The sequence below is a fragment of the Pseudomonas sp. H3_C08 genome (assembly GCF_054669455.1).
In genome coordinates, this window is record NZ_CP162803.1 from 5,272,990 (window position 1) to 5,291,198 (window position 18,209).

The window sequence follows — 18,209 nt, forward strand, 5'->3', positions numbered from 1 at the left end:
ATGGAAACCCGAGCGCATCATGTGTTGATCGGCCTGTTCACCGTGATTGTGGTGGCAGGCGCCCTGCTCTTCGGCCTGTGGCTGGCCAAGTCCAGCGTCGACACCGAGTTCAAGGATTACGAAATTGTCTTCAGTGAGGCGGTCAGTGGCTTGTCCAAAGGCAGCCCGGTGCAGTACAGCGGGATCAAGGTCGGCGATGTGATCAACCTGCGCCTTGATCCGAAGGACCCACGGCGGGTGCTGGCGCGGATTCGTCTGGCCGGTGACACCCCGGTCAAGGAAGACACCCAGGCCAAACTGGCGCTGGCCGGGATCACCGGTACGTCGATTATCCAGCTCAGCGGCGGTACGCCCGAGAGCCCGAAGCTACGTGGACATGACGGCAATCTGCCGACCATCGTCGCTTCGCCCTCGCCTATTTCGCGGCTGCTCAATGACAGCAATGATTTGATGAGCGGCATCACCGCGCTGCTGCAAAACGCCAACCAGATGTTCTCTGCCGACAACGTCGAGCGTGTGAGCAAAACCCTCGCCCATCTGGAGCAGACCACCGGCACCATCAACGATCAGCGCGGTGACATCAAGCAAGCCATGCAGCAACTGGCGAGCGTTGGCAAACAGGCCGGCAGCATGCTCGAACAGACCTCGTTATTGATGCGCAATGCCAACGGCTTGATCAACGATCAGGGCAAGCAGGCATTGGGCAGTGCCGAACAAGCCATGAAGTCGCTGGAGCAAAGTACCGCGACGATCAGCACCCTGCTGAACAAAAACGAAAACTCCCTCGACAACGGCATGCAGGGCCTCAATGGCCTGGCCCCGGCGATCCGCGAACTGCGCGAGACGCTGACCTCGCTGCGCGCCATCTCCCAACGCCTTGAGGCCAACCCCAGCGGCTACCTGCTGGGCCGTGACAAGAACAAGGAATTCACGCCATGAAGCTGACTCGACTTGCCCTTCTCGCCGGCTTCACGCTGATCAGCGCCTGTTCGATTCTGCCCCAGTCGGAGCCGGCGGATGTCTATCGCCTGCCGGCCGCACAGGCGCCCGCCTCGGCCAGTTCGGCGGCGACTCAGTCTTGGTCGTTGCGGCTGAACAAGTTGCAGGCCAGTGAGGCGTTGAACCGGCCGACGATTGCGGTGATTCCGCAGGGCGACGTGATCAGCAGTTACAAGGGCTCGCGCTGGAGTGATCCGGCGCCGGTGCTGGTGCGTAATCGCTTGCTCGATGGGTTTCAGCGTGATGGTCGGGTGACGTTGCTTAGTACCGATGACAGCAACTTTGCGGCGGATCTGGAATTGGGCGGGAGTTTGCAGGCGTTTCAGACCGAATACCAAGGCTCACAGGCCAGCGTTGTGGTGCGCGTCGATGCGTTGCTGGTGCGCGGTTATGACCAGCGCATTCTCGCCAGTCGCCGCTTTGAAGAGCGCCAGCCGTTGAGCGATGTGCAGGTGCCGGCGGTGGTGGCAGGGTTTGGCCAGGCCAGTGATCGCCTGACCGCGAAAGTCGTCGCTTGGGCTGTCGACCAAGGCCAGAAACTCGCCCCCCCAAAACCTTAAGCCCGACACACAACCCCTGTAGGAGTGAGCCTGCTCGCGATAGCGGTTTATCAATCGCCATCATCGGTGACTGATACACCGCTATCGCGAGCAGGCTCACTCCTACAGTCTGGATATTTGTTCAGCCGAAGAACCAGTAGCAGACGGCGATCGCGCCAACCACACCAGCGAACTCCGCCAGCAACGCACACCCCACCGCATGCCGCGCGCGCTGAATGCCCACCGCGCCGAAATACACTGCCAGCACATAGAACGTCGTCTCGGTACTACCCTGCACCGTCGCCGCGACCAGCGCCGGGAAGCTGTCGACGCCCGAGGTCTTCATCGTCTCGATCAGCATGGCCCGCGCTGCGCTGCCGGAGAACGGCTTGACCATCGCCGTCGGCAACGCATCGACAAACCGCGTGTCCCAACCCGCCCACTCGACCAGATGACGAATGCCGTCCAGACCGAAGTCCAGCGCCCCGGACGCACGCAGTACGCCGACCGCGCAGAGCATCGCCACCAGATACGGCAGCAGGTTCTTCGCGACGTCGAAGCCTTCCTTCGCGCCTTCAACGAACGCCTCGTAAACCTTCACTTTCCTCAACGCGCCGATGATCAGAAACAGCATGATCAACCCGAACAGCGTGAGATTGCCGAGGATCGACGACAATCCCGCCAAAGCCGTCGCTGAAAGGGTGCCGAGCAACGCCATGAAACCACCCAACAACAGCGCACCCGGTACCAGATAGGCCAGCACCACCGGATCCCAGATCCGCAGGCGCTGCATGAACGCCACCGAGAGGAAGCCGACGATCGTCGAACAACTGGTCGCCAGCAGGATCGGCAGGAACACCAGCGTCGGATCTGGCGCGCCTTGCTGGGCGCGGTACATGAAGATCGTCACCGGCAGCAGGGTCAGGGAGGAGGCGTTGAGCACCAGGAAGAGGATTTGCGCGTTACTGGCGATGGTGGCGCTGGGATTGAGCTCTTGCAGCGCCTTCATGGCTTTCAGGCCGATGGGCGTCGCGGCATTGTCGAGGCCCAAGCCGTTGGCGGCGAAGTTCAGGGTGATCAGGCCAAGGGCAGGGTGACCGGGTGGGACTTCCGGCATCAGCCTTAGAAACAGCGGGCCGAGGATCTTGGCCAACCATTCGACGATGCCGGCCTTCTCGGCAATGCGCAGAAAGCCCAGCCACAGGGTGAGGGTGCCGAACAGCAGCACCATGACTTCGACCGAGAGCTTGGCCATGGCGAAAATGCTTTCCACCATCGCCGCGAAGATCCCGGCGTTGCCGCCGATCAGCCACTGCGCCAGCGCCGATACGGCTGCCACGATGAAGAAGCCAAGCCACAGGCCATTAAGCATCAGTCAAATCCCCCGAAGAATGCCGCGAATGATAGCGGGGTCACCAGAAACGACAAACCCCGGATTTCTCCGGGGTTCGTTGGTAAGCCTTGCATCAATCACTGTGGGAGCGAGCTTGCTCGCGAAGGCGGTGTGTCAATCAACATAATGGTTGAATGTGCCGGCCTCTTCGCGAGCAAGCTCGCTCCCACAGGGTTTTGCGTTACGGCTTGGAGATTTCGCCCGCTGGCAGTTTTTCCTTGCTGCGCCAGTGTGGCAGGGAGTTCCAGTAGCGCTGGCCCTTGGCATCGTCGTACATGCCTTCCCAGCGTGCGATAACCAGTACCGCGAGGGCATTGCCGATCACGTTCAGAGCGGTACGCGCCATGTCCATGATGCGGTCGACACCGGCGATGAACGCCAAGCCTTCCAGAGGAATGCCGACGCTGCCCAGAGTGGCCAGCAGCACCACGAAGGACACGCCCGGTACACCGGCGATGCCTTTGGAGGTGACCATCAGGGTCAGGACCAGCAACAGTTGCTGGCTGATCGACAGGTCGATGCCGTACAGCTGGGCAATAAAGATCGCCGCGATCGACTGGTACAGGGTCGAACCGTCGAGGTTGAACGAATAACCGGTCGGGACCACGAAGCTGCAGATGGCTTTCGGTGCGCCGTAGGCTTCCATCTTCTCGATCACGCGTGGCAGCACGGTTTCCGAAGACGCGGTGGAGTAGGCCAGCACCAGCTCATCCTTGAAGATGCGCATCAGCTTGATCACAGAGAAACCGAACAGCTTGGCGATCAGGCCCAGCACCACGAAGGCAAAGAAGGCGATGGCGACGTAAACCAGGATCACCAGTTTCGCCAGCGGCAGCAGCGAGGCGAAACCGAAGTTGGCCACGGTCACCGCGATCAGTGCGAACACGCCGATCGGGGCGTAGTTCATGATCATGTGGGTGACTTTGAACATGCTTTCCGAGACGCCCTGGAACATCTTCACCAGCGGCTCGCGCAGGTCCGACTGCAGGCTCGACAGACCGAGACCGAACAGCACGGAGAAGAAGATGATCGGCAGCATTTCGCCGCGGGCCATGGCCGCGAAGATGTTCGACGGGATCAGGTTGAGGATGGTCTCGATGAACGCGTGTTCATGCTGCACTTCGGCGGCGGTCGCCTGGTACTTCGAGATGTCGACCGTACCCAGGGTGCTCATGTCGATGCCGGTGCCCGGGTGGAACAGGTTGGCCAGCAGCAGGCCGACAACGATGGCGATGGTGGTGACGATTTCGAAATAGATGATCGTCTTCAGGCCGATCCGCCCGAGTTTCTTGGCGTCGCCCACGCCGGCGATGCCGACGATCAGGGAAGAGATGACGATCGGGATCACGATCATCTTGATCAGACGGATAAAGATATCGCCTGCCGGTTGCAGGACGTTGCTGATCCACCAGGCCTTCTCGGCACTGAAGTGATTGAGCAACGCACCAATTGCAATCCCTAGAACAAGACCGATGAGGATCTGCCAGGCGAGGCTGATTTTTGCCTTCTTCATTATCTTTACCCTTACTTGCGTTTGACTCAGGCACATGCAGGAACTGGAACGCTCTTTAGCGGAAAAGTCTGTGCATCTGCCTCCGTATAAGGTGCCCCGAAGCGCGTAGTTACGGCTCTTCGGCAGGCGAAAAAAGGCGCAACTATTCCGATGCAAGGTTGCGCCGTCTAATGCCGTAAACGCCTACCCTATGCCGAATCGGCATGAGCTTTTTTAAATGAAACTGGCGTCCCAACCGGTTCGATTGTGACATTTCGGCCGGCATAAGTGCCGTGAACCGGTCATCACAGCCTAGGTTGGTTATTTTTTGAACGAGAAAAATCGACGAAATAATTAGGAAAAAGCCTACGCAGGAAGACTAGAAGTCCTACTGTTTAAGCGGTCTCTTTGTCGATATACGGTCGCCATGAAACACCGCGTAATGTTTTCGCGCGCAGTGTCAGCGATAAAAAGGATGAGCTGGACGCTCTGGATCAATGTTTTGCGTGTTGGAAAGCTCAGCGCAAGTCCGTCGAGCCACTACGGGTCGGCGAACCTGCGGCGCAGCTTTTACCCTGACCCGGCCCTTGCGCAGGCACTCCCTGTCCCCGTAGGTCACTCCGACCCTGCAACAGTCAGAACGTCCCGGCCCCTTGGTCATGCGCCTGCCTTCCTCAGGTGGGCGCAATGGAAGGCAGCAGGGCTGCTGCCTTCATGTTCAAATCAGTACCACTTCGGATCTTTCTTCAGGGTTTCCATCAAAAGATCCTGCATGCCTTGATCGGGTTTGCCGAGGAAGCGATAGGTCGCATGTCGCGTCGGCGACTTGTCGGCCGGCAGTCCTTCGGGCACATCAACGAGCATGGCGTAAGCGTCTTTCTTGTCGAAACTGAAGGCGACGATCAAACGGTGGTTGAGGCACTTGTCTGCGGATTCGCAGAGGGGGCCGACCAGATACTTGTCGCCATCTTCAGTCACGGCATTCATCTGCTGGTCAGGCGTGCCGGACAGGTTCATCACCCATTCCGGCAGGCGTTCTTCCTTCTTCACCACGCCTTCCCAGGTTTCGCGATACTGCGGGTCGGAACTCAACAGTTCGTTGACCCGCGTCTGGCCGTCATTGGCCGCCATCGCCATGGCACTACCGCCCAGAAGCAGGGCGGCTGCCAGTGTCTTTAACACAGTCATCGTTAACCTCGGCCGCGACGGCCAAAGAAGAAGGAAGCGATGAACATCACCAGGAACACGACAAAGAGAATCTTGGCGATACCCGTGGCGGTGCCCGCGATACCACCGAAGCCCAGTACTGCAGCGATGATGGCAATGATCAAGAATGTAATTGCCCAGCTCAACATGGTGATTCTCCTTACTTCTCTATTTAGGGGTGTTACGTGTTCTGGCGCTGTGCGCCCGAATTCATGTGTTCTTTAGAAAACCCAACGCTCTTCACGTGGCAGTTGATCCAGCGGCTGCGCCTGATCGACATCCATCATGCGCATCGAGGCGCTCTCGGCCTGGCTGCTGCTGACGGCGCTGAAGTGCGTTTGCGTGTTGTGCTGGATCGAAATCAGCGGCTCAACCTGCTGGCTGTTTTCCCAGCGCAGGTATTGCTGACAGGCGATCAGGGTGATCAACAGCGCCAGTACGCCAAACAGACCTTGCTGAATATGCAGTGGCGAGATACGCACTTGGGCGGCACGTTGGCGAGTCATCCTGGGTTCCTCACTCTTATTCGGTTGGGGCAGTTCATTTCTGCCCGGGCTGAATGAGGTATTGCAGCCTGCATGCCAGTTTTTTAACTGAAAAATATTCAATAAAATCAATTAGTTATGATCTTAGTAAAAAACGTTCGCGACGCATCCTGCACGATGGGTCATCTGGGATCGTGCGCAATGCACGATTTTTTCGTAGGAGATTTCATTCTTATGGAATTGAGAGCAGGGCGCAGATGTCAGAAAAGTACGCAGGGAATGCCCTGCAAATCGGCATTTGTTTAAAAAACCAACAAAATCAACGTATTGGCCGTAAAGGCAGGAGAGAGCTACCCTCCTATGGCTGGCATCGTTCAGAATCAACCATGCAACTTGCCCGATTTTTCCGGGACTAACCCAAGACCAATCACTATGGAGCGTAGGAAAAATGGAATCTGCCACTGAGCATCAAGGCCGCATTCTGCTGGTGGACGACGAATCCGCCATCCTGCGTACTTTCCGTTATTGCCTCGAAGATGAAGGCTATACGGTTGCCACAGCCAACAGCGCGGCTCAGGCCGACGCCTTGCTGCAACGCCAGGTCTTCGACCTGTGCTTCCTTGATTTACGTCTGGGTGAAGACAACGGCCTCGACGTACTGGCGCAGATGCGCATTCAGGCACCATGGATGCGAGTGGTGATTGTCACCGCGCATTCGGCTGTCGATACCGCCGTCGACGCGATCCAGGCCGGCGCCGCCGACTATCTGGTCAAACCGTGCAGCCCGGATCAGCTGCGTCTGGCCACCGCCAAGCAACTGGAAGTGCGCCAACTGTCGGCGCGCCTCGAAGCCCTCGAAGGCGAGATCCGCAAACCGAAGGACGGTCTTGATTCCCACAGCCCGGCAATGAAAGTCGTACTGGAAACTGCACGTCAGGTCGCCGGCACCGACGCCAACATTCTGATCCTCGGCGAGTCCGGCACCGGTAAAGGTGAGCTGGCCCGAGCGATTCACGGCTGGAGCAAGCGCGAGAAAAAATCCTGCGTGACCATCAACTGCCCGTCGTTGACCGCTGAACTGATGGAAAGCGAGCTGTTTGGCCACAGTCGAGGCGCATTTACCGGTGCCAGCGAAAGTACACTGGGCCGAGTCAATCAGGCCGACGGCGGTACGCTGTTTCTCGACGAGATCGGCGATTTTCCGCTGACATTGCAACCAAAATTGCTGCGTTTCATTCAGGACAAGGAATATGAGCGGGTAGGGGATCCGGTGACTCGTCGCGCGGATGTGCGCATCCTCGCCGCAACCAACCTCAATCTGGAAGACATGGTCCGTGACGGCCGATTCCGTGAAGACCTGCTCTATCGCCTCAACGTCATTACTCTGCACCTGCCGCCTCTGCGCGAGCGTGCCGAGGACATCCTGACGTTGGCCGACCGTTTCCTCGCGCGCTTCGTCAAAGAGTATGCGCGTCCGGCACGCGGCTTCAGCGACGAGGCTCGCGAGGCACTGCTCGGCTATCGCTGGCCGGGCAACATTCGCGAGTTGCGCAACGTGGTCGAGCGGGCGAGCATCATCTGCCCGCAGGAACGCGTGGAGATCAGCCACCTGGGCATGGCCGAACAACCGGCCAACAACGCGCCACGAGTCGGTGCCGCGTTGAGTCTCGACGAGTTGGAGAAGGCCCACATCGGCGCCGTCCTCGCCACCGCCGGCACCTTGGACCAGGCGGCGAAAACGCTCGGCATCGATGCCTCGACCCTGTATCGCAAGCGCAAGCAGTACAACCTGTGAGCGCCCGACGATGAAATTGGCGATGAAGTTGCGGACCCGTTTGTTCTTGAGCATTTCCGCGCTCATCACCGTGGCCTTGCTCGGGCTGTTGCTCGGGCTGGTCAGCGTGATGCAAATGGCTGGCTCGCAGGAAACGACGCTGCGTAACAACTTCGTCACTCTCGATCTGGGCCTCAAGCTGCGACAAACCCTGGGTGATCAACTGGTCCTCATGCTCGCCGAAAAACCCGATGCGGTCGCGTTCGAGGCGTCAAAGCAGCAGTATCTCAAGTTGCTTGATGACGGTATCGCCCAAGAGCACATTGGCGATGGCCGCCAGTATGGTTTCAGTCAGGCCAAGGCTGATTACCTGAGTTTTCTTCAGGCCTTTGATGTGTCCCGTGATCCGGCGACTGCGTTGAGCAGCAACGCCAACCTCAGAGAGCGCTTCAACACGCTGCGCAACGGTTTGATCACTGAACACAAGCATGCACTGGACAACATCAACGCGGTTCAGCATCAAGCGCGCGACCGAGCATTGTTGATCGCCGGTCTGTTGGGTTTTGTCGGGCTGGCGGTGTTGATCATCGGCTTCATCACGGCCCACGGGATTGCCCGGCGTTTCGGCGCGCCGATTGAGGCGCTGGCGCAGGCGGCGGACAATATCGGCCAAGGCAATTTTGAAGTGACCCTGCCGATTTCCTCGGCGATGGAAATGAACCTGCTGACCAAGCGTTTCGGCCTGATGGCTGAGGCCCTGCGGGAACATCAGGCGACCAATGTCGACGAATTGTTCGCCGGTCAGCAGCGGCTGCAAGCGGTGCTCGACAGTATCGACGACGGCTTGCTGATGATCGACCGCGAGGGGCATCTGGAACACCTCAATCCGGTGGCTCAGCGCCAGTTGGGTTGGGACGATGATCGCCTCGGCCAAGGCTTGGGCACCGCGCTGGAGCGGCCGGAGCTGGATGCGCAGTTGCAACTGGTGTTGCGCGGTGGCTCGCTTGAGCGCGCACCGGAAGACCTGAGCATCGAGGTCGACGGCGAATCTCGTTTGCTGACCTACAGCCTGACGCCGGTCAGCCACACGCAGGGGCATATCCTTGGCGCGGTGATGGTCTTGCATGACGTGACCGAGCAACGCGCCTTCGAGCGGGTGCGCAGCGAATTCGTGTTGCGCGCTTCCCATGAGCTGCGCACGCCGGTCACCGGCATGCACATGGCCTTCGGGCTGTTCCGCGAACGAGCGAAGTACGCCCCGGAATCGCGCGAAGCCGATTTGCTCGACACCGTGAACGAAGAGATGCAGCGCTTGATGCAGTTGATAAACGACTTGCTCAACTTCTCGCGTTATCAGAATGGCCTGCAGAAACTCACGCTGGCACCATGCTCCATCGAGGATTTGCTGGAGCAGGCGCAACTGCGCTTTGCCGATTCGGCGGCGGCCAAGGGCATCGCCCTGCATGTCGAAGTGCAGGGACCGTTGCCACGTTTGCAGGCCGATCAGGCACAGCTCGATCGTGTGCTGGATAACCTGATCGACAACGCCTTGCGCCATACCGCCCGCGACGGTCAGATCCGCTTGCAGGCACGTCGGCATGGCGAGCGGCTGATTATCAGCGTCGAAGACAACGGCGAAGGCATTGCCTACGGCCAGCAGGGGCGGATCTTCGAACCTTTCGTGCAGGTAGGGCGCAAGAAGGGCGGTGCCGGTTTGGGCCTGGCGTTGTGCAAGGAAATCGTCCAGTTGCATGGTGGGCGTATGGGCGTTTACTCACGGCCGGGGCAGGGCACGCAGTTTTATATGGCGCTCGCTGTCTAGGCTTCGTCATCCATGCGTCGACCGGCAAGGCGCCGGCCACGGGTGATCAGTTCGATGAATTGCACCGCGCTCAGCGCATGGGCGAACAACCAGCCCTGACCGAATTTCACCCCTTCACTGCTGAGCAATTGCGCTTGGGATTCGAGCTCGATGCCTTCGGCAATCACCTTCAAATCCAGCGCCTGGGCCATGTGAATGATGTGCGGGGCGACGCCGCTGCTGGCCGCGTCATGGCCCAGTGCATCAATGAATGCTTTGTCGATCTTCAAGCAGTCCACTGGCAAGGTTTGCAAGTAGGCGAGGCTGCAATAGCCGGTGCCGAAGTCGTCGATCAACACCTGATGGCCAACGTTGCGCAAGGCTTGCAGGTTTTCCCGCGCCACTACCACATCAATCAAGCCACGTTCGGTGACCTCGAAGGCAATCTGCCGCGCCGCCACGCGATGCAGGGTGAGCAGCCGCGCCATGACCGGGCCGATGCGCGGCACCATCACGTCGCAAGCTGCCAGGTTGACCGAGATGTATAGCTGCGGATTGGCGCGCAGCAACTGGCCCAGTTGCTCCAGCAGGCGCTGCAGGACGAAGTCGGTCATCTGCCGGATCTGCCCGGTGTTTTCTGCCATGGGGATGAACAGGTCGGGGCTGGTCAGCGTACCGTCGGGGCGGCGCCACCGCAGCAGGGCCTCGGCACCGACGCAGTTGCGGCTGTCGAGGTCGAAGATCGGTTGATAGAGCACCTGCAACTCGCCACGGCGGATCGCACCGTGTAGTTCGGCATCCAGAGACTGACGCTGGCGCACCAGTAAGAACACGAAAAATCCGACAAAGGCGCCGAGCAGCAGACACGCCGGGATGATCCACCACCAGACAGCCGGAATGTGCATGCCGGTTCTGGGTGTGATCAGGACCAACTGATACTCCGGATTATCCGTGGGCATGCGGTAGATCAGCCGGGTTTGCGTAACTTGCAGGGCATCGCGACTTTTCGGTGGCCAGTGTTCCGTGGGTGGCCAGGCTTGCGCCGTGCCAAGCACCGGGATAGCACGGGTGCCATGATCGAGCACCACCAGCAGGCTGCTGCCGGGGGACAAATCGACCATGTCGGTCAGATGCCCGCGCGAGGTGGCCACGCGGAAATTGCCGCGCCCCAGCATCAGCGCCGCGCGGTTTTCATCAGGTTCGGTGGTGGTGTTCAGCCAATAGCTGTAGGTCGGGCCTTTGATATCTGGCGCGCGGACCACTGACAGACCTTCCTGGCGCGGACGGTTGGAGCAGATCCGCGAGGCGTCCATGTAAGCCGCTTCATAGACGAAGCGATAGTTGAAGGTGACTTGCTGCAGGGTGGCGATCATTTCATCGTCACAACTGCGCAAGGGCTGCGCTTCCAGGTCATCGAGACTTTCACGCAACTGGCCAAACAATTGTTCGAGGCGGGCCAGAAAACGTTCGCCTTGTGCGTTCATTTGCTGGCTTTCGTTTTGCTCGACCTGACGCATCGCCACGAACATACCGCCGGCGATCAGCAGGCTGGCACTGAGGACAGCCGCGATCATCGCCAAAAACCAGGGGCGATAAAACCAGCTACGCAGCGTCTCTCGGGTAGCAACCATTATGGAATATCCGAAGAATTACCAATGAGTTATAGCTGCTGATTGCAATTTCGCCCTGACCGTCGGGCGGGCGTCATTATTTTGTCTGATTGAGTACCAGCAACAACGCTGCCGTTTGTGCATCCGGCGTGCCGTCGAAGCGCGAAGGGCGGAAGTGCATCTGGAAGGCGGCGAGGACGTGGCGTGTGGCAACGTCCAGCTCACCGGTCTGCGGTGTGTCATAACCCAAGTGCGCCAACTGTGCCTGGAACCAGCTGATGCTCGGCAGTTCGCTGCTGTTGAACAGCATTTGCTGGCGCGCTACTGCCTGTTCGTTCGGCCATACGCCCAAGCCTTCGGCGGCGAGACGTTTCCACGGGAACAATGGGCCCGGATCGAGTTTGCGCAGTGGCGCGATGTCGCTATGGCCGATGATGTGGCGCGGGCTGATGCCGTTGCGCTTGCTGATGTCCTTGAGCAGGACGATCAACGATTGAATCTGCGCTTCGCTGTACGGATACCACAGACGGCCGGTCGGGGTGTCCTTGAAGCCCGGATTGACGATTTCGATACCGATCGAGCTTGAGTTAAGCCAGGTACGGCCCTGCCATTGGCTTTCGCCGGCGTGCCAGGCGCGCTGGTTTTCGTCCATCAGCTTGTAGATGGTGCCGCTCTTGTCGTCGCCGATCAGGTAATGGCTGCTGACTTCGCCATGGGTCAGCAGTTGCAGCGAGCGTTCCAGCGACGCTGAGGTGTAGTGGACGATCACGAACTGGATACGGCTGTCGTAATTGGCTGAAGGATGGCTGGTGTCGTAACGCGGGGCGCTGGCACAACCGGCCAGAACGAGCAGCGACGCGAGGAGGGCAAAGAATTTCATGGCAGAGGACAATACACGCAAGACAGTAATGCAACAGTGTAACGTACTGCCTCGCGTCTCGACGGTCAGTGGGCGGATTTAAACAAAATGGAACAATTTGCTCAGCCCAGCTCGACCCTGTTGCGCCCCGCATTTTTCGCCCGGTACAACGCCTGATCGGCTCTTTTCAATACAAGATCGCTGTGTTCTCCGGCACGGAATGTCGCCAGTCCCATGGAGAGGGTGATGGTCACTCGTTCACCCTTGAAGTGGAACGGGCAGGCTTCGATAGCGGCGCGCAGGGTTTCCAGCAGTTTTGCGCCGACCGCTGGCGGCGTCGCCGGCATCAAAAGAACGAACTCCTCACCGCCGAAACGGGCGATGAAATCGCCGCCGCGCAGACGCTTGCGCAGTACGGTGGCGATGATTTTCAGCACCTTGTCGCCGGCCAGATGGCCGTAGTTGTCATTGATCCGCTTGAAGTGATCGAGGTCGAGCATGGCCAGGCTCAGCGTGTTGCCGTGCTGTTGCCACTGCTTGATTTCATGCTCAAGGCGTTCGCTCCACGCGGCGCGGTTCGGCAGGCCGGTGAGCGGGTCGATCAGTGCTTTCTGCCGTTGTACTTCAAGATGTTCGCGGAAACCCTGGGCTTCCTGCTCCATGTGCGCCACGCGTTCGGACAGGCTTTTCAGCCGCGTGGCGACTTCCTGCTCGCGGGCGTCGCGCTGCTTCTGATGCTGGTCCATGGTGCCGAGCAGGCCTTCGAGATGATTTTCCAGCACGTGCTTGAGGTCTTCCAGATCCGCAGCTTCCTGCATGCTGGTCTGCAGGCCGTCGACTTGCTCACGGATCTGCGTGTCCATGGCTTTCGCCGCCGAGCTGTTGTCGGCATGGCCCTCGCTGGCGGCTTGCAGATTGCTCTGAAACGCTTCGAGGCGTTCATTGAGTTGTTGCAGATAGGCTTCGAATTCGTGCTGGCCGCTATCGGTGATCGCCAGCATCAACGTTGCAAGATCGTCGAGAATCGGGATCAGTTCGTACCAGTTCAAACCGTGTTTTAGCCGCTCACGCATGGCTTCGGCTTGCGGGCGGTGGCGTTCCGGCAGAGTCAGGTCGTCGAGCAGCCCGATCAGGGTATCTTCGATGTGCTTGGCCACGGAACTGTAAGAAGGCTCCGGGGTGTCCGGCAGGGCGAACAGGATGTCGTGCTCGGGCTGTTCCGGGTCGATGGCGGCCAGCGCCTGAGCAATCGGTTCGGGCAGGGGCAGGCTGTCGATGATCGGTGGTGATGGGTCACCGGGGTGGATCAGTTCATCAGGATTGACCGCCTCAGCGGTGATCGGCGCTTGAGCCGGCGCTGAAGCGGGGGCGAAAACAGGCTCGGGCTCGAAGCGCTCTGCCTCCGGTTCGAGCGGTTCACTGATAACTTCGCTGACGACCGTTGGCGGGACGAAGGCCACTACATTTGCCGGTTCCAACGGGGTTGGAGCGGCTGGCGTGGGTGGTTCGACAACAGGTGCAAGTGCTTCGCTGGCAGGCGCTGCCGGTGCCGGCTCAGCCGCCGCGACAGGCGCGAGCTGTGCGGTTTCCGCTGTGGGTGACGGTGCAGCCAGCGGTTGCTCTGGCGGCGAGGCTGGAACCTGCGCGGGGGATTGTGTCGCTAGCGCTTCTTCGCTGTCACGGCTACCAAACAAACGCTGCAACAATCCTGGGCGCCCCGGTTCGGCTGGCGTTTCCAGCTGACTCAAAGCCTTGCCCTGCAAGCCGCTGAGTTCACTCAGCAACAGGGGCATTTCCCGCGCCGAACCGACGCGGCTATCCAGTTGTTTGGCGAATTTCTTCAGTGGCTGAGCGACTTCACGCGGCAACGGCAAAGCCTGCAACTGAGTGACCAGCGATGTCAGCGCGGTACTGACTTGATCGATGCGGGTTTCGCGGCGCTGTTCGGAATCGAGCACGGCTTTTTCCAAGCGCGGCAACAGGGCGGCGAGGCCGGCGTCCATGTCGTCGGTGCGCACCACGTCGCGCATCTCTTTCATGCACTGATCGACGACTTTATCGGTGCCTTCAGCCGCTAGTGTGCTGCGCACCAGACCGCGCCGCAGCAAGTCGAGCCTGGCGGCCCAGCGCCGTTCAAGCTTGTCTTGCTGTTCGATGCTTTTGAGGTACTTCTCTTTCCAGCGCTGGGCGTCGTCGCTCATTCAGGGGTTCCGCGAGGGGCAGGACTCAACGCGGGCAATGCATCGGCCGTGAGCGAACCCGGCAGACGAATCTCTACCGCGACCGGCAGGTGATCGGAAATCGGTTGGGCCAGCACTTCGACCTTTTCCAGGGTCAGGGTCGGGCTGAGCAATATATGATCAAGGCAACGCTGAGGACGCCAGCTGGGGAATGTCGCTTCCACCTGCGGTGCCAGCAGGCCGAGATCGCGTAACGGAGAATGTTGCAGCAGATCGCTGGCATGGGTGTTCATGTCGCCCATCAACACCTGGTGTTTATAGCCACCGATCAGCTCACGAATATAGGCCAGTTGCAGGCTGCGGGTTCGCGCGCCAAGGGCCAGATGCATCATCACCACCACTAACGCCTCCGGACCTTCGCCGAAGCGCAGCAGAATCGCGCCGCGACCTTTCGGACCGGGCAGCGGGTGATCCTCAATCGCCCACGGTTTCAGGCGACTGAGCACGCCATTGCTGTGCTGGGCCAGTCGACCGAGGTTGCGATTGAGTTGTTGATACCAATAAGGGAAGGCGCCGAGCTGCGCCAGATGTTCGACCTGATTGACGTAGCCCGAACGCAGGCTGCCGCCATCGGCTTCCTGCAGCGCGACCAGATCGAAGTCGCCGAGCAGGTCGCCGATCTTTTGCAGATTGCCTGAGCGGCCGTTGTGCGGCAGCAGGTGCTGCCAGCTACGGGTCAGGTAATGCCGATAACGCTCGGTGCTGATGCCCACCTGGATATTGAAACTGAGCAAACGCAGACGCTGGTCTGCGGGCAGGCCCGTGGACTCCAGGTGATGCTCGTTGACCTGCGGATCATGCAGGCCAACGATGCGTTCAGACTTCCAGCGGCGCATGGCGGTTGCCGCGCTTAGTTGGCAGCAGCCTTGGTTGCCGCTCGCTCTTTGGCAACCAGTTGGTCAGCCAGTTTCAGCGCCTGCTCGGCACCACCGGCAGAGCCGATGTCAAAGCGGTACTTGCCGTTGACGATCATGGTTGGCACGCCAGTGATTTCGTACTTCTTGGCCAGTTCACGGGCCTTGACGATCTGGCCTTTGATGGCGAACGAGTCGAAGGTGGCGAGGAACTTGTCCTTGTCCACGCCTTGAGTGGCGAGGAAGTCAGCCATGTCGTTCTTGTCGGTCAGCTTCTTGTGTTCTTTCTGGATTGCGTTGAACACGGCGTTGTGAACCTTGTGCTCGACACCCATCGCTTCCAGGGTCAGGAACATCTGGCCGTGAGCGTCCCACGGGCCGCCGAACATCGCCGGGATACGCACGAAGTTGACGTCGGATGGCAGTTTTTCAACCCACGGGTTGATCACCGGTTCAAACGCGTAGCAATGCGGGCAGCCATACCAGAACAGCTCGACCACTTCGATCTTGCCAGGCTCTGCAACCGGAACCGGGTTGGCCAGTTCCACGTAAGGGGCGGCAGGTGTTTCGGCGGCTTGAGCGGTCACGCCGAACAGGCTGGCAGCGACGAGGGCGGCGCTGATGATCAGATTACGCATGCTTTACTCCTGGACAATTTGGGTCGCCTCGCGCGACCTGTTTTCAGACAGATCCTGGCGGGCATGAGTTCTGTAGTGTAACGGCAGCGGCCACAAAAAAGGGCGGCCAAAGCCACCCTTTTTATACTTGCTGCGACGGATTAATCGAGCGTTAACGTTGCACGAGATCTATCGCTGCCAAATGCTCTTAGTGCAGACCTTGAATGTAGCTGGAGACCGCAGCAATATCTTCGTCGCTCAGGCGCTTGGCGATGGTCTGCATGGTCATGGTGTCGCCGTCGTTGGTGCGGCCACCTTCTTCCTTGCGGAAATCGGTCAGCTGCTTGGCGATGTATTGAGCGTGTTGGCCACCCAGGTGCGGGAACCCGGCGGCGGCGTTGCCAGCGCCATTCGGCGAATGGCAGCCAGTGCAGGCTGGCAGGCCCTTGGCCAGGTTGCCGCCACGGAACAGCGCTTCACCGCGAGCGACGATCTTCGGATCGGCGGCGCCGACGCTGCCTTTCTGGCTGGCGAAGTAGGCGGCGATGTCGGCCAGGTCCTGATCGCTCAGGTTGGTCAGCAAGCCGGTCATTTCCAGAACGGTGCGTTTGCCCGACTTGATGTCGTGCAGTTGCTTGGTCAGGTAGCGTTCACCTTGACCGGCCAGTTTCGGAAAGTTTGGCGCTATGCTGTTCCCGTCCGGGCCATGACAGGCTCCGCATACGGCGGCTTTTGCCTGGCCTGCTGCGGCATCACCGGCAGCATGGGCGAAGCCTGAGATTCCCACGGTCAACAGCAGACTCACGATCAATTTGTTCATCAGCTAATCCAACTACGGCTAAGGGTTAAGTTATGGACCGGGTTTACTCGCTCATCCACAGGATGATGGCTTGGTAATCCTCGGCACTGCAGTCCATGCACAAACCACGCGGCGGCATCGCCTTGAAACCCTGGGTCACGTGTTGCACCAGCGTCTCCATACCTTTCGCCAACCTCGGCGTCCAAGCTTCCTGATCGCCTCTTTCGGGCGCCATGGGTAGTTGGCCGGAATGACAGGCACCACAAACACGGTTGTACACAGCTTCCGGATCCTGTGTAGCCTGTGCGCTGTAAAGCGGCATCAAGACTCCGGCAGCCAGCAGCCATTTCGTCATAAAACGACCTTTTCAGGGTTGAGAGCGTTCTGCGTTCTAATGCGCAATCAAGGTCTGTCGCTCTCGTGAACTTAATCCTACGCTGGGACAAAGCACACACAAAATCTGCGGCATTATATACTGGCGTCACTGAAACGGAAGCGACACCGCGTTCCGCGCCCAATCCCGGCGCCGCCCACATCGGAAATCCCATGCAACTCAAGAATCCCATCCTCGGCCTGTGCCAACAGTCCACGTTCATGCTCAGTGCCGCCAAAGTCGATCAATGCCCTGACGACGAAGGCTTCGAAGTAGCGTTCGCCGGTCGTTCCAACGCCGGCAAATCCAGCGCGCTGAACACTTTGACTCACGCCAGCCTGGCGCGTACCTCGAAAACCCCGGGTCGCACACAGCTGTTGAACTTCTTCAAGCTAGACGAAGATCGCCGTCTGGTCGACCTGCCGGGCTACGGTTACGCAAAAGTACCGATCCCGCTGAAGATGCACTGGCAGCGTCACCTTGAGGCTTACCTCGGTGGCCGCGAGAGTTTGAAGGGTTTGATTCTGATGATGGACATCCGTCATCCAATGACCGACTTCGACCTGCTGATGCTCGACTGGGCCGTTGCGGCCGGCATGCCGATGCACATCCTGCTGACCAAGGCCGACAAACTGACCTACGGCGCAGCCAAGAACACCCTGCTCAAAGTGCAGTCGGAAATCCGCAAGGGTTGGGGCGACCTGGTCACCATCCAGCTGTTCTCCGCGCCAAAACGCATGGGCCTGGAAGAGGCCTACACTGTACTGGCCGGCTGGATGGAACTGGCAGACAAAAGCGCCGAGGCGGCAGCCGAGTAAGTCGGGATTGGGAAAAATTGGTTGTAGTGTGGTCAGGCAAGGCAAAGGTGATGCTCAAAAGCGGAGTTTAGGGACCTAAATGAGCATTTTGAGTAGCGCCTTTAACGCAGCATGGCCGCGCTACAGCCGATTTTTGGGCAAAAAAAGCCCCGGATTTCATTGGGGAGGGAGAAATTCCGGGGTTTAAGTTCCGAACCGCTAGGGCGGGGTTCAGATATCTGCCAACACTTAACACAACATAGGAGCATCGAAGGGCTTCACCAGCCATTCAGTATCTCTGAGTGGCGTCCTTCCAGATTAGTTCAGATTTTTTTCAAAAAGCTTTGGAATAATCCCAAGCGCTTTTCGAA

At 59.2% G+C, this 18,209-nt stretch carries 17 protein-coding genes; 5 read left to right on the plus strand and 12 right to left on the minus strand.

Annotated elements, in window-relative coordinates:
- Together AB4N74_RS24120 and AB4N74_RS24125 are read left to right on the plus strand one after the other, a co-directional pair.
- Nucleotides 1-939, plus strand: coding sequence for an MlaD family protein (locus AB4N74_RS24120; RefSeq protein WP_093429517.1), 939 nt, complete (start codon nt 1-3; stop codon nt 937-939).
- On the plus strand, nt 936-1,559 hold the full coding sequence (locus AB4N74_RS24125) for an ABC-type transport auxiliary lipoprotein family protein (protein WP_460097419.1): 624 nt from the start codon (nt 936-938) through the stop codon (nt 1,557-1,559). Before AB4N74_RS24120 ends, AB4N74_RS24125 begins: the two co-directional genes overlap by 4 nt.
- 121 nt (nt 1,560-1,680) lie before the next feature.
- Here the strand turns inward: AB4N74_RS24125 and AB4N74_RS24130 are convergent, their stop codons facing one another.
- The 5 genes from AB4N74_RS24130 to AB4N74_RS24150 form a co-directional block, all read right to left on the minus strand.
- Entirely contained in the window at nt 1,681-2,910 is a 1,230-nt protein-coding gene (locus AB4N74_RS24130) for a nucleoside recognition domain-containing protein (RefSeq protein WP_257356676.1), read from the minus strand.
- Between the two features lie 202 nt (nt 2,911-3,112).
- On the minus strand, nt 3,113-4,444 hold the full coding sequence (gltP, locus tag AB4N74_RS24135) for a glutamate/aspartate:proton symporter GltP (RefSeq protein ID WP_093429514.1): 1,332 nt from the start codon (nt 4,442-4,444) through the stop codon (nt 3,113-3,115).
- Nucleotides 4,445-5,146: 702 nt separating this feature from the next.
- Nucleotides 5,147-5,611 carry an inhibitor of vertebrate lysozyme family protein gene (locus AB4N74_RS24140; protein WP_093429513.1) on the minus strand — a complete coding sequence of 155 codons (465 nt, stop codon included), beginning with the start codon at nt 5,609-5,611 and terminating at the stop codon, nt 5,147-5,149.
- Between the two features lie 2 nt (nt 5,612-5,613).
- The gene (locus tag AB4N74_RS24145; RefSeq protein WP_003177151.1) at nt 5,614-5,778 is read right to left on the minus strand and encodes a DUF1328 domain-containing protein; all 165 of its coding nucleotides are present in this window, start codon (nt 5,776-5,778) and stop codon (nt 5,614-5,616) included.
- 72 nt (nt 5,779-5,850) lie between these two features.
- Nucleotides 5,851-6,135: a hypothetical protein gene (locus tag AB4N74_RS24150; protein ID WP_093429512.1), complete on the minus strand. Its 285-nt coding sequence runs from the start codon at nt 6,133-6,135 to the stop codon at nt 5,851-5,853.
- A gap of 427 nt (nt 6,136-6,562) precedes the next feature.
- Between AB4N74_RS24150 and algB the strand changes: the two genes are divergently transcribed.
- Together algB and AB4N74_RS24160 are read left to right on the plus strand one after the other, a co-directional pair.
- Complete coding sequence (gene algB / locus AB4N74_RS24155) at nt 6,563-7,909, plus strand: sigma-54-dependent response regulator transcription factor AlgB (RefSeq protein ID WP_007954049.1); 1,347 nt, start codon at nt 6,563-6,565, stop codon at nt 7,907-7,909.
- A gap of 10 nt (nt 7,910-7,919) precedes the next feature.
- Nucleotides 7,920-9,710, plus strand: coding sequence for a KinB sensor domain-containing domain (locus tag AB4N74_RS24160; RefSeq protein WP_093429511.1), 1,791 nt, complete (start codon nt 7,920-7,922; stop codon nt 9,708-9,710).
- On the opposite strand, the gene AB4N74_RS24165 is transcribed toward AB4N74_RS24160, so the two are convergent.
- The 7 genes from AB4N74_RS24165 to AB4N74_RS24195 form a co-directional block, all read right to left on the minus strand.
- Nucleotides 9,707-11,320, minus strand: coding sequence for an EAL domain-containing protein (locus AB4N74_RS24165; RefSeq protein ID WP_460097422.1), 1,614 nt, complete (start codon nt 11,318-11,320; stop codon nt 9,707-9,709). The two genes, AB4N74_RS24160 and AB4N74_RS24165, sit on opposite strands and share 4 nt — an antisense overlap.
- A gap of 76 nt (nt 11,321-11,396) precedes the next feature.
- Nucleotides 11,397-12,179, minus strand: a complete 783-nt coding sequence (locus tag AB4N74_RS24170; protein WP_099757620.1) for an N-acetylmuramoyl-L-alanine amidase — start codon at nt 12,177-12,179, stop codon at nt 11,397-11,399.
- A 101-nt stretch (nt 12,180-12,280) separates the two neighbouring features.
- On the minus strand, nt 12,281-14,359 hold the full coding sequence (locus tag AB4N74_RS24175; RefSeq protein ID WP_257356678.1) for a GGDEF domain-containing protein: 2,079 nt from the start codon (nt 14,357-14,359) through the stop codon (nt 12,281-12,283).
- Entirely contained in the window at nt 14,356-15,234 is an 879-nt protein-coding gene (locus AB4N74_RS24180; RefSeq protein ID WP_093429507.1) for an endonuclease/exonuclease/phosphatase family protein, read from the minus strand. The genes AB4N74_RS24175 and AB4N74_RS24180 overlap by 4 nt, the downstream gene beginning before the upstream one ends.
- A gap of 14 nt (nt 15,235-15,248) precedes the next feature.
- On the minus strand, nt 15,249-15,890 hold the full coding sequence (locus AB4N74_RS24185; RefSeq protein WP_460097424.1) for a thiol:disulfide interchange protein DsbA/DsbL: 642 nt from the start codon (nt 15,888-15,890) through the stop codon (nt 15,249-15,251).
- A 187-nt stretch (nt 15,891-16,077) separates the two neighbouring features.
- Nucleotides 16,078-16,689 (minus strand): c-type cytochrome, encoded by a 612-nt coding sequence (locus AB4N74_RS24190; RefSeq protein ID WP_460097426.1) that lies wholly within the window; start codon nt 16,687-16,689, stop codon nt 16,078-16,080.
- 43 nt (nt 16,690-16,732) lie between these two features.
- Nucleotides 16,733-17,023 (minus strand): c-type cytochrome, encoded by a 291-nt coding sequence (locus AB4N74_RS24195; protein ID WP_034152239.1) that lies wholly within the window; start codon nt 17,021-17,023, stop codon nt 16,733-16,735.
- A 191-nt stretch (nt 17,024-17,214) separates the two neighbouring features.
- On the opposite strand from AB4N74_RS24195, the gene yihA reads away from it, so the two are divergent.
- Nucleotides 17,215-17,859: a ribosome biogenesis GTP-binding protein YihA/YsxC gene (gene yihA / locus AB4N74_RS24200; protein WP_099757622.1), complete on the plus strand. Its 645-nt coding sequence runs from the start codon at nt 17,215-17,217 to the stop codon at nt 17,857-17,859.
- Nucleotides 17,860-18,209 lie beyond the last annotated feature (350 nt).

What these genes read in the sequence shown, in the direction of transcription:
- AB4N74_RS24120 (WP_093429517.1), top strand. Translation starts at nt 1, where the DNA reads ATGGAAACCCGAGCGCATCATGTGTTGATCGGCCTGTTCACCGTGATT.
- AB4N74_RS24125 (WP_460097419.1), top strand. Translation starts at nt 936, where the DNA reads ATGAAGCTGACTCGACTTGCCCTTCTCGCCGGCTTCACGCTGATCAGC.
- AB4N74_RS24130 (WP_257356676.1), bottom strand. Translation starts at nt 2,910, where the DNA reads ATGCTTAATGGCCTGTGGCTTGGCTTCTTCATCGTGGCAGCCGTATCG.
- gltP (WP_093429514.1), bottom strand. Translation starts at nt 4,444, where the DNA reads ATGAAGAAGGCAAAAATCAGCCTCGCCTGGCAGATCCTCATCGGTCTT.
- AB4N74_RS24140 (WP_093429513.1), bottom strand. Translation starts at nt 5,611, where the DNA reads ATGACTGTGTTAAAGACACTGGCAGCCGCCCTGCTTCTGGGCGGTAGT.
- AB4N74_RS24145 (WP_003177151.1), bottom strand. Translation starts at nt 5,778, where the DNA reads ATGTTGAGCTGGGCAATTACATTCTTGATCATTGCCATCATCGCTGCA.
- AB4N74_RS24150 (WP_093429512.1), bottom strand. Translation starts at nt 6,135, where the DNA reads ATGACTCGCCAACGTGCCGCCCAAGTGCGTATCTCGCCACTGCATATT.
- algB (WP_007954049.1), top strand. Translation starts at nt 6,563, where the DNA reads ATGGAATCTGCCACTGAGCATCAAGGCCGCATTCTGCTGGTGGACGAC.
- AB4N74_RS24160 (WP_093429511.1), top strand. Translation starts at nt 7,920, where the DNA reads ATGAAATTGGCGATGAAGTTGCGGACCCGTTTGTTCTTGAGCATTTCC.
- AB4N74_RS24165 (WP_460097422.1), bottom strand. Translation starts at nt 11,320, where the DNA reads ATGGTTGCTACCCGAGAGACGCTGCGTAGCTGGTTTTATCGCCCCTGG.
- AB4N74_RS24170 (WP_099757620.1), bottom strand. Translation starts at nt 12,179, where the DNA reads ATGAAATTCTTTGCCCTCCTCGCGTCGCTGCTCGTTCTGGCCGGTTGT.
- AB4N74_RS24175 (WP_257356678.1), bottom strand. Translation starts at nt 14,359, where the DNA reads ATGAGCGACGACGCCCAGCGCTGGAAAGAGAAGTACCTCAAAAGCATC.
- AB4N74_RS24180 (WP_093429507.1), bottom strand. Translation starts at nt 15,234, where the DNA reads ATGCGCCGCTGGAAGTCTGAACGCATCGTTGGCCTGCATGATCCGCAG.
- AB4N74_RS24185 (WP_460097424.1), bottom strand. Translation starts at nt 15,890, where the DNA reads ATGCGTAATCTGATCATCAGCGCCGCCCTCGTCGCTGCCAGCCTGTTC.
- AB4N74_RS24190 (WP_460097426.1), bottom strand. Translation starts at nt 16,689, where the DNA reads ATGAACAAATTGATCGTGAGTCTGCTGTTGACCGTGGGAATCTCAGGC.
- AB4N74_RS24195 (WP_034152239.1), bottom strand. Translation starts at nt 17,023, where the DNA reads ATGACGAAATGGCTGCTGGCTGCCGGAGTCTTGATGCCGCTTTACAGC.
- yihA (WP_099757622.1), top strand. Translation starts at nt 17,215, where the DNA reads ATGCAACTCAAGAATCCCATCCTCGGCCTGTGCCAACAGTCCACGTTC.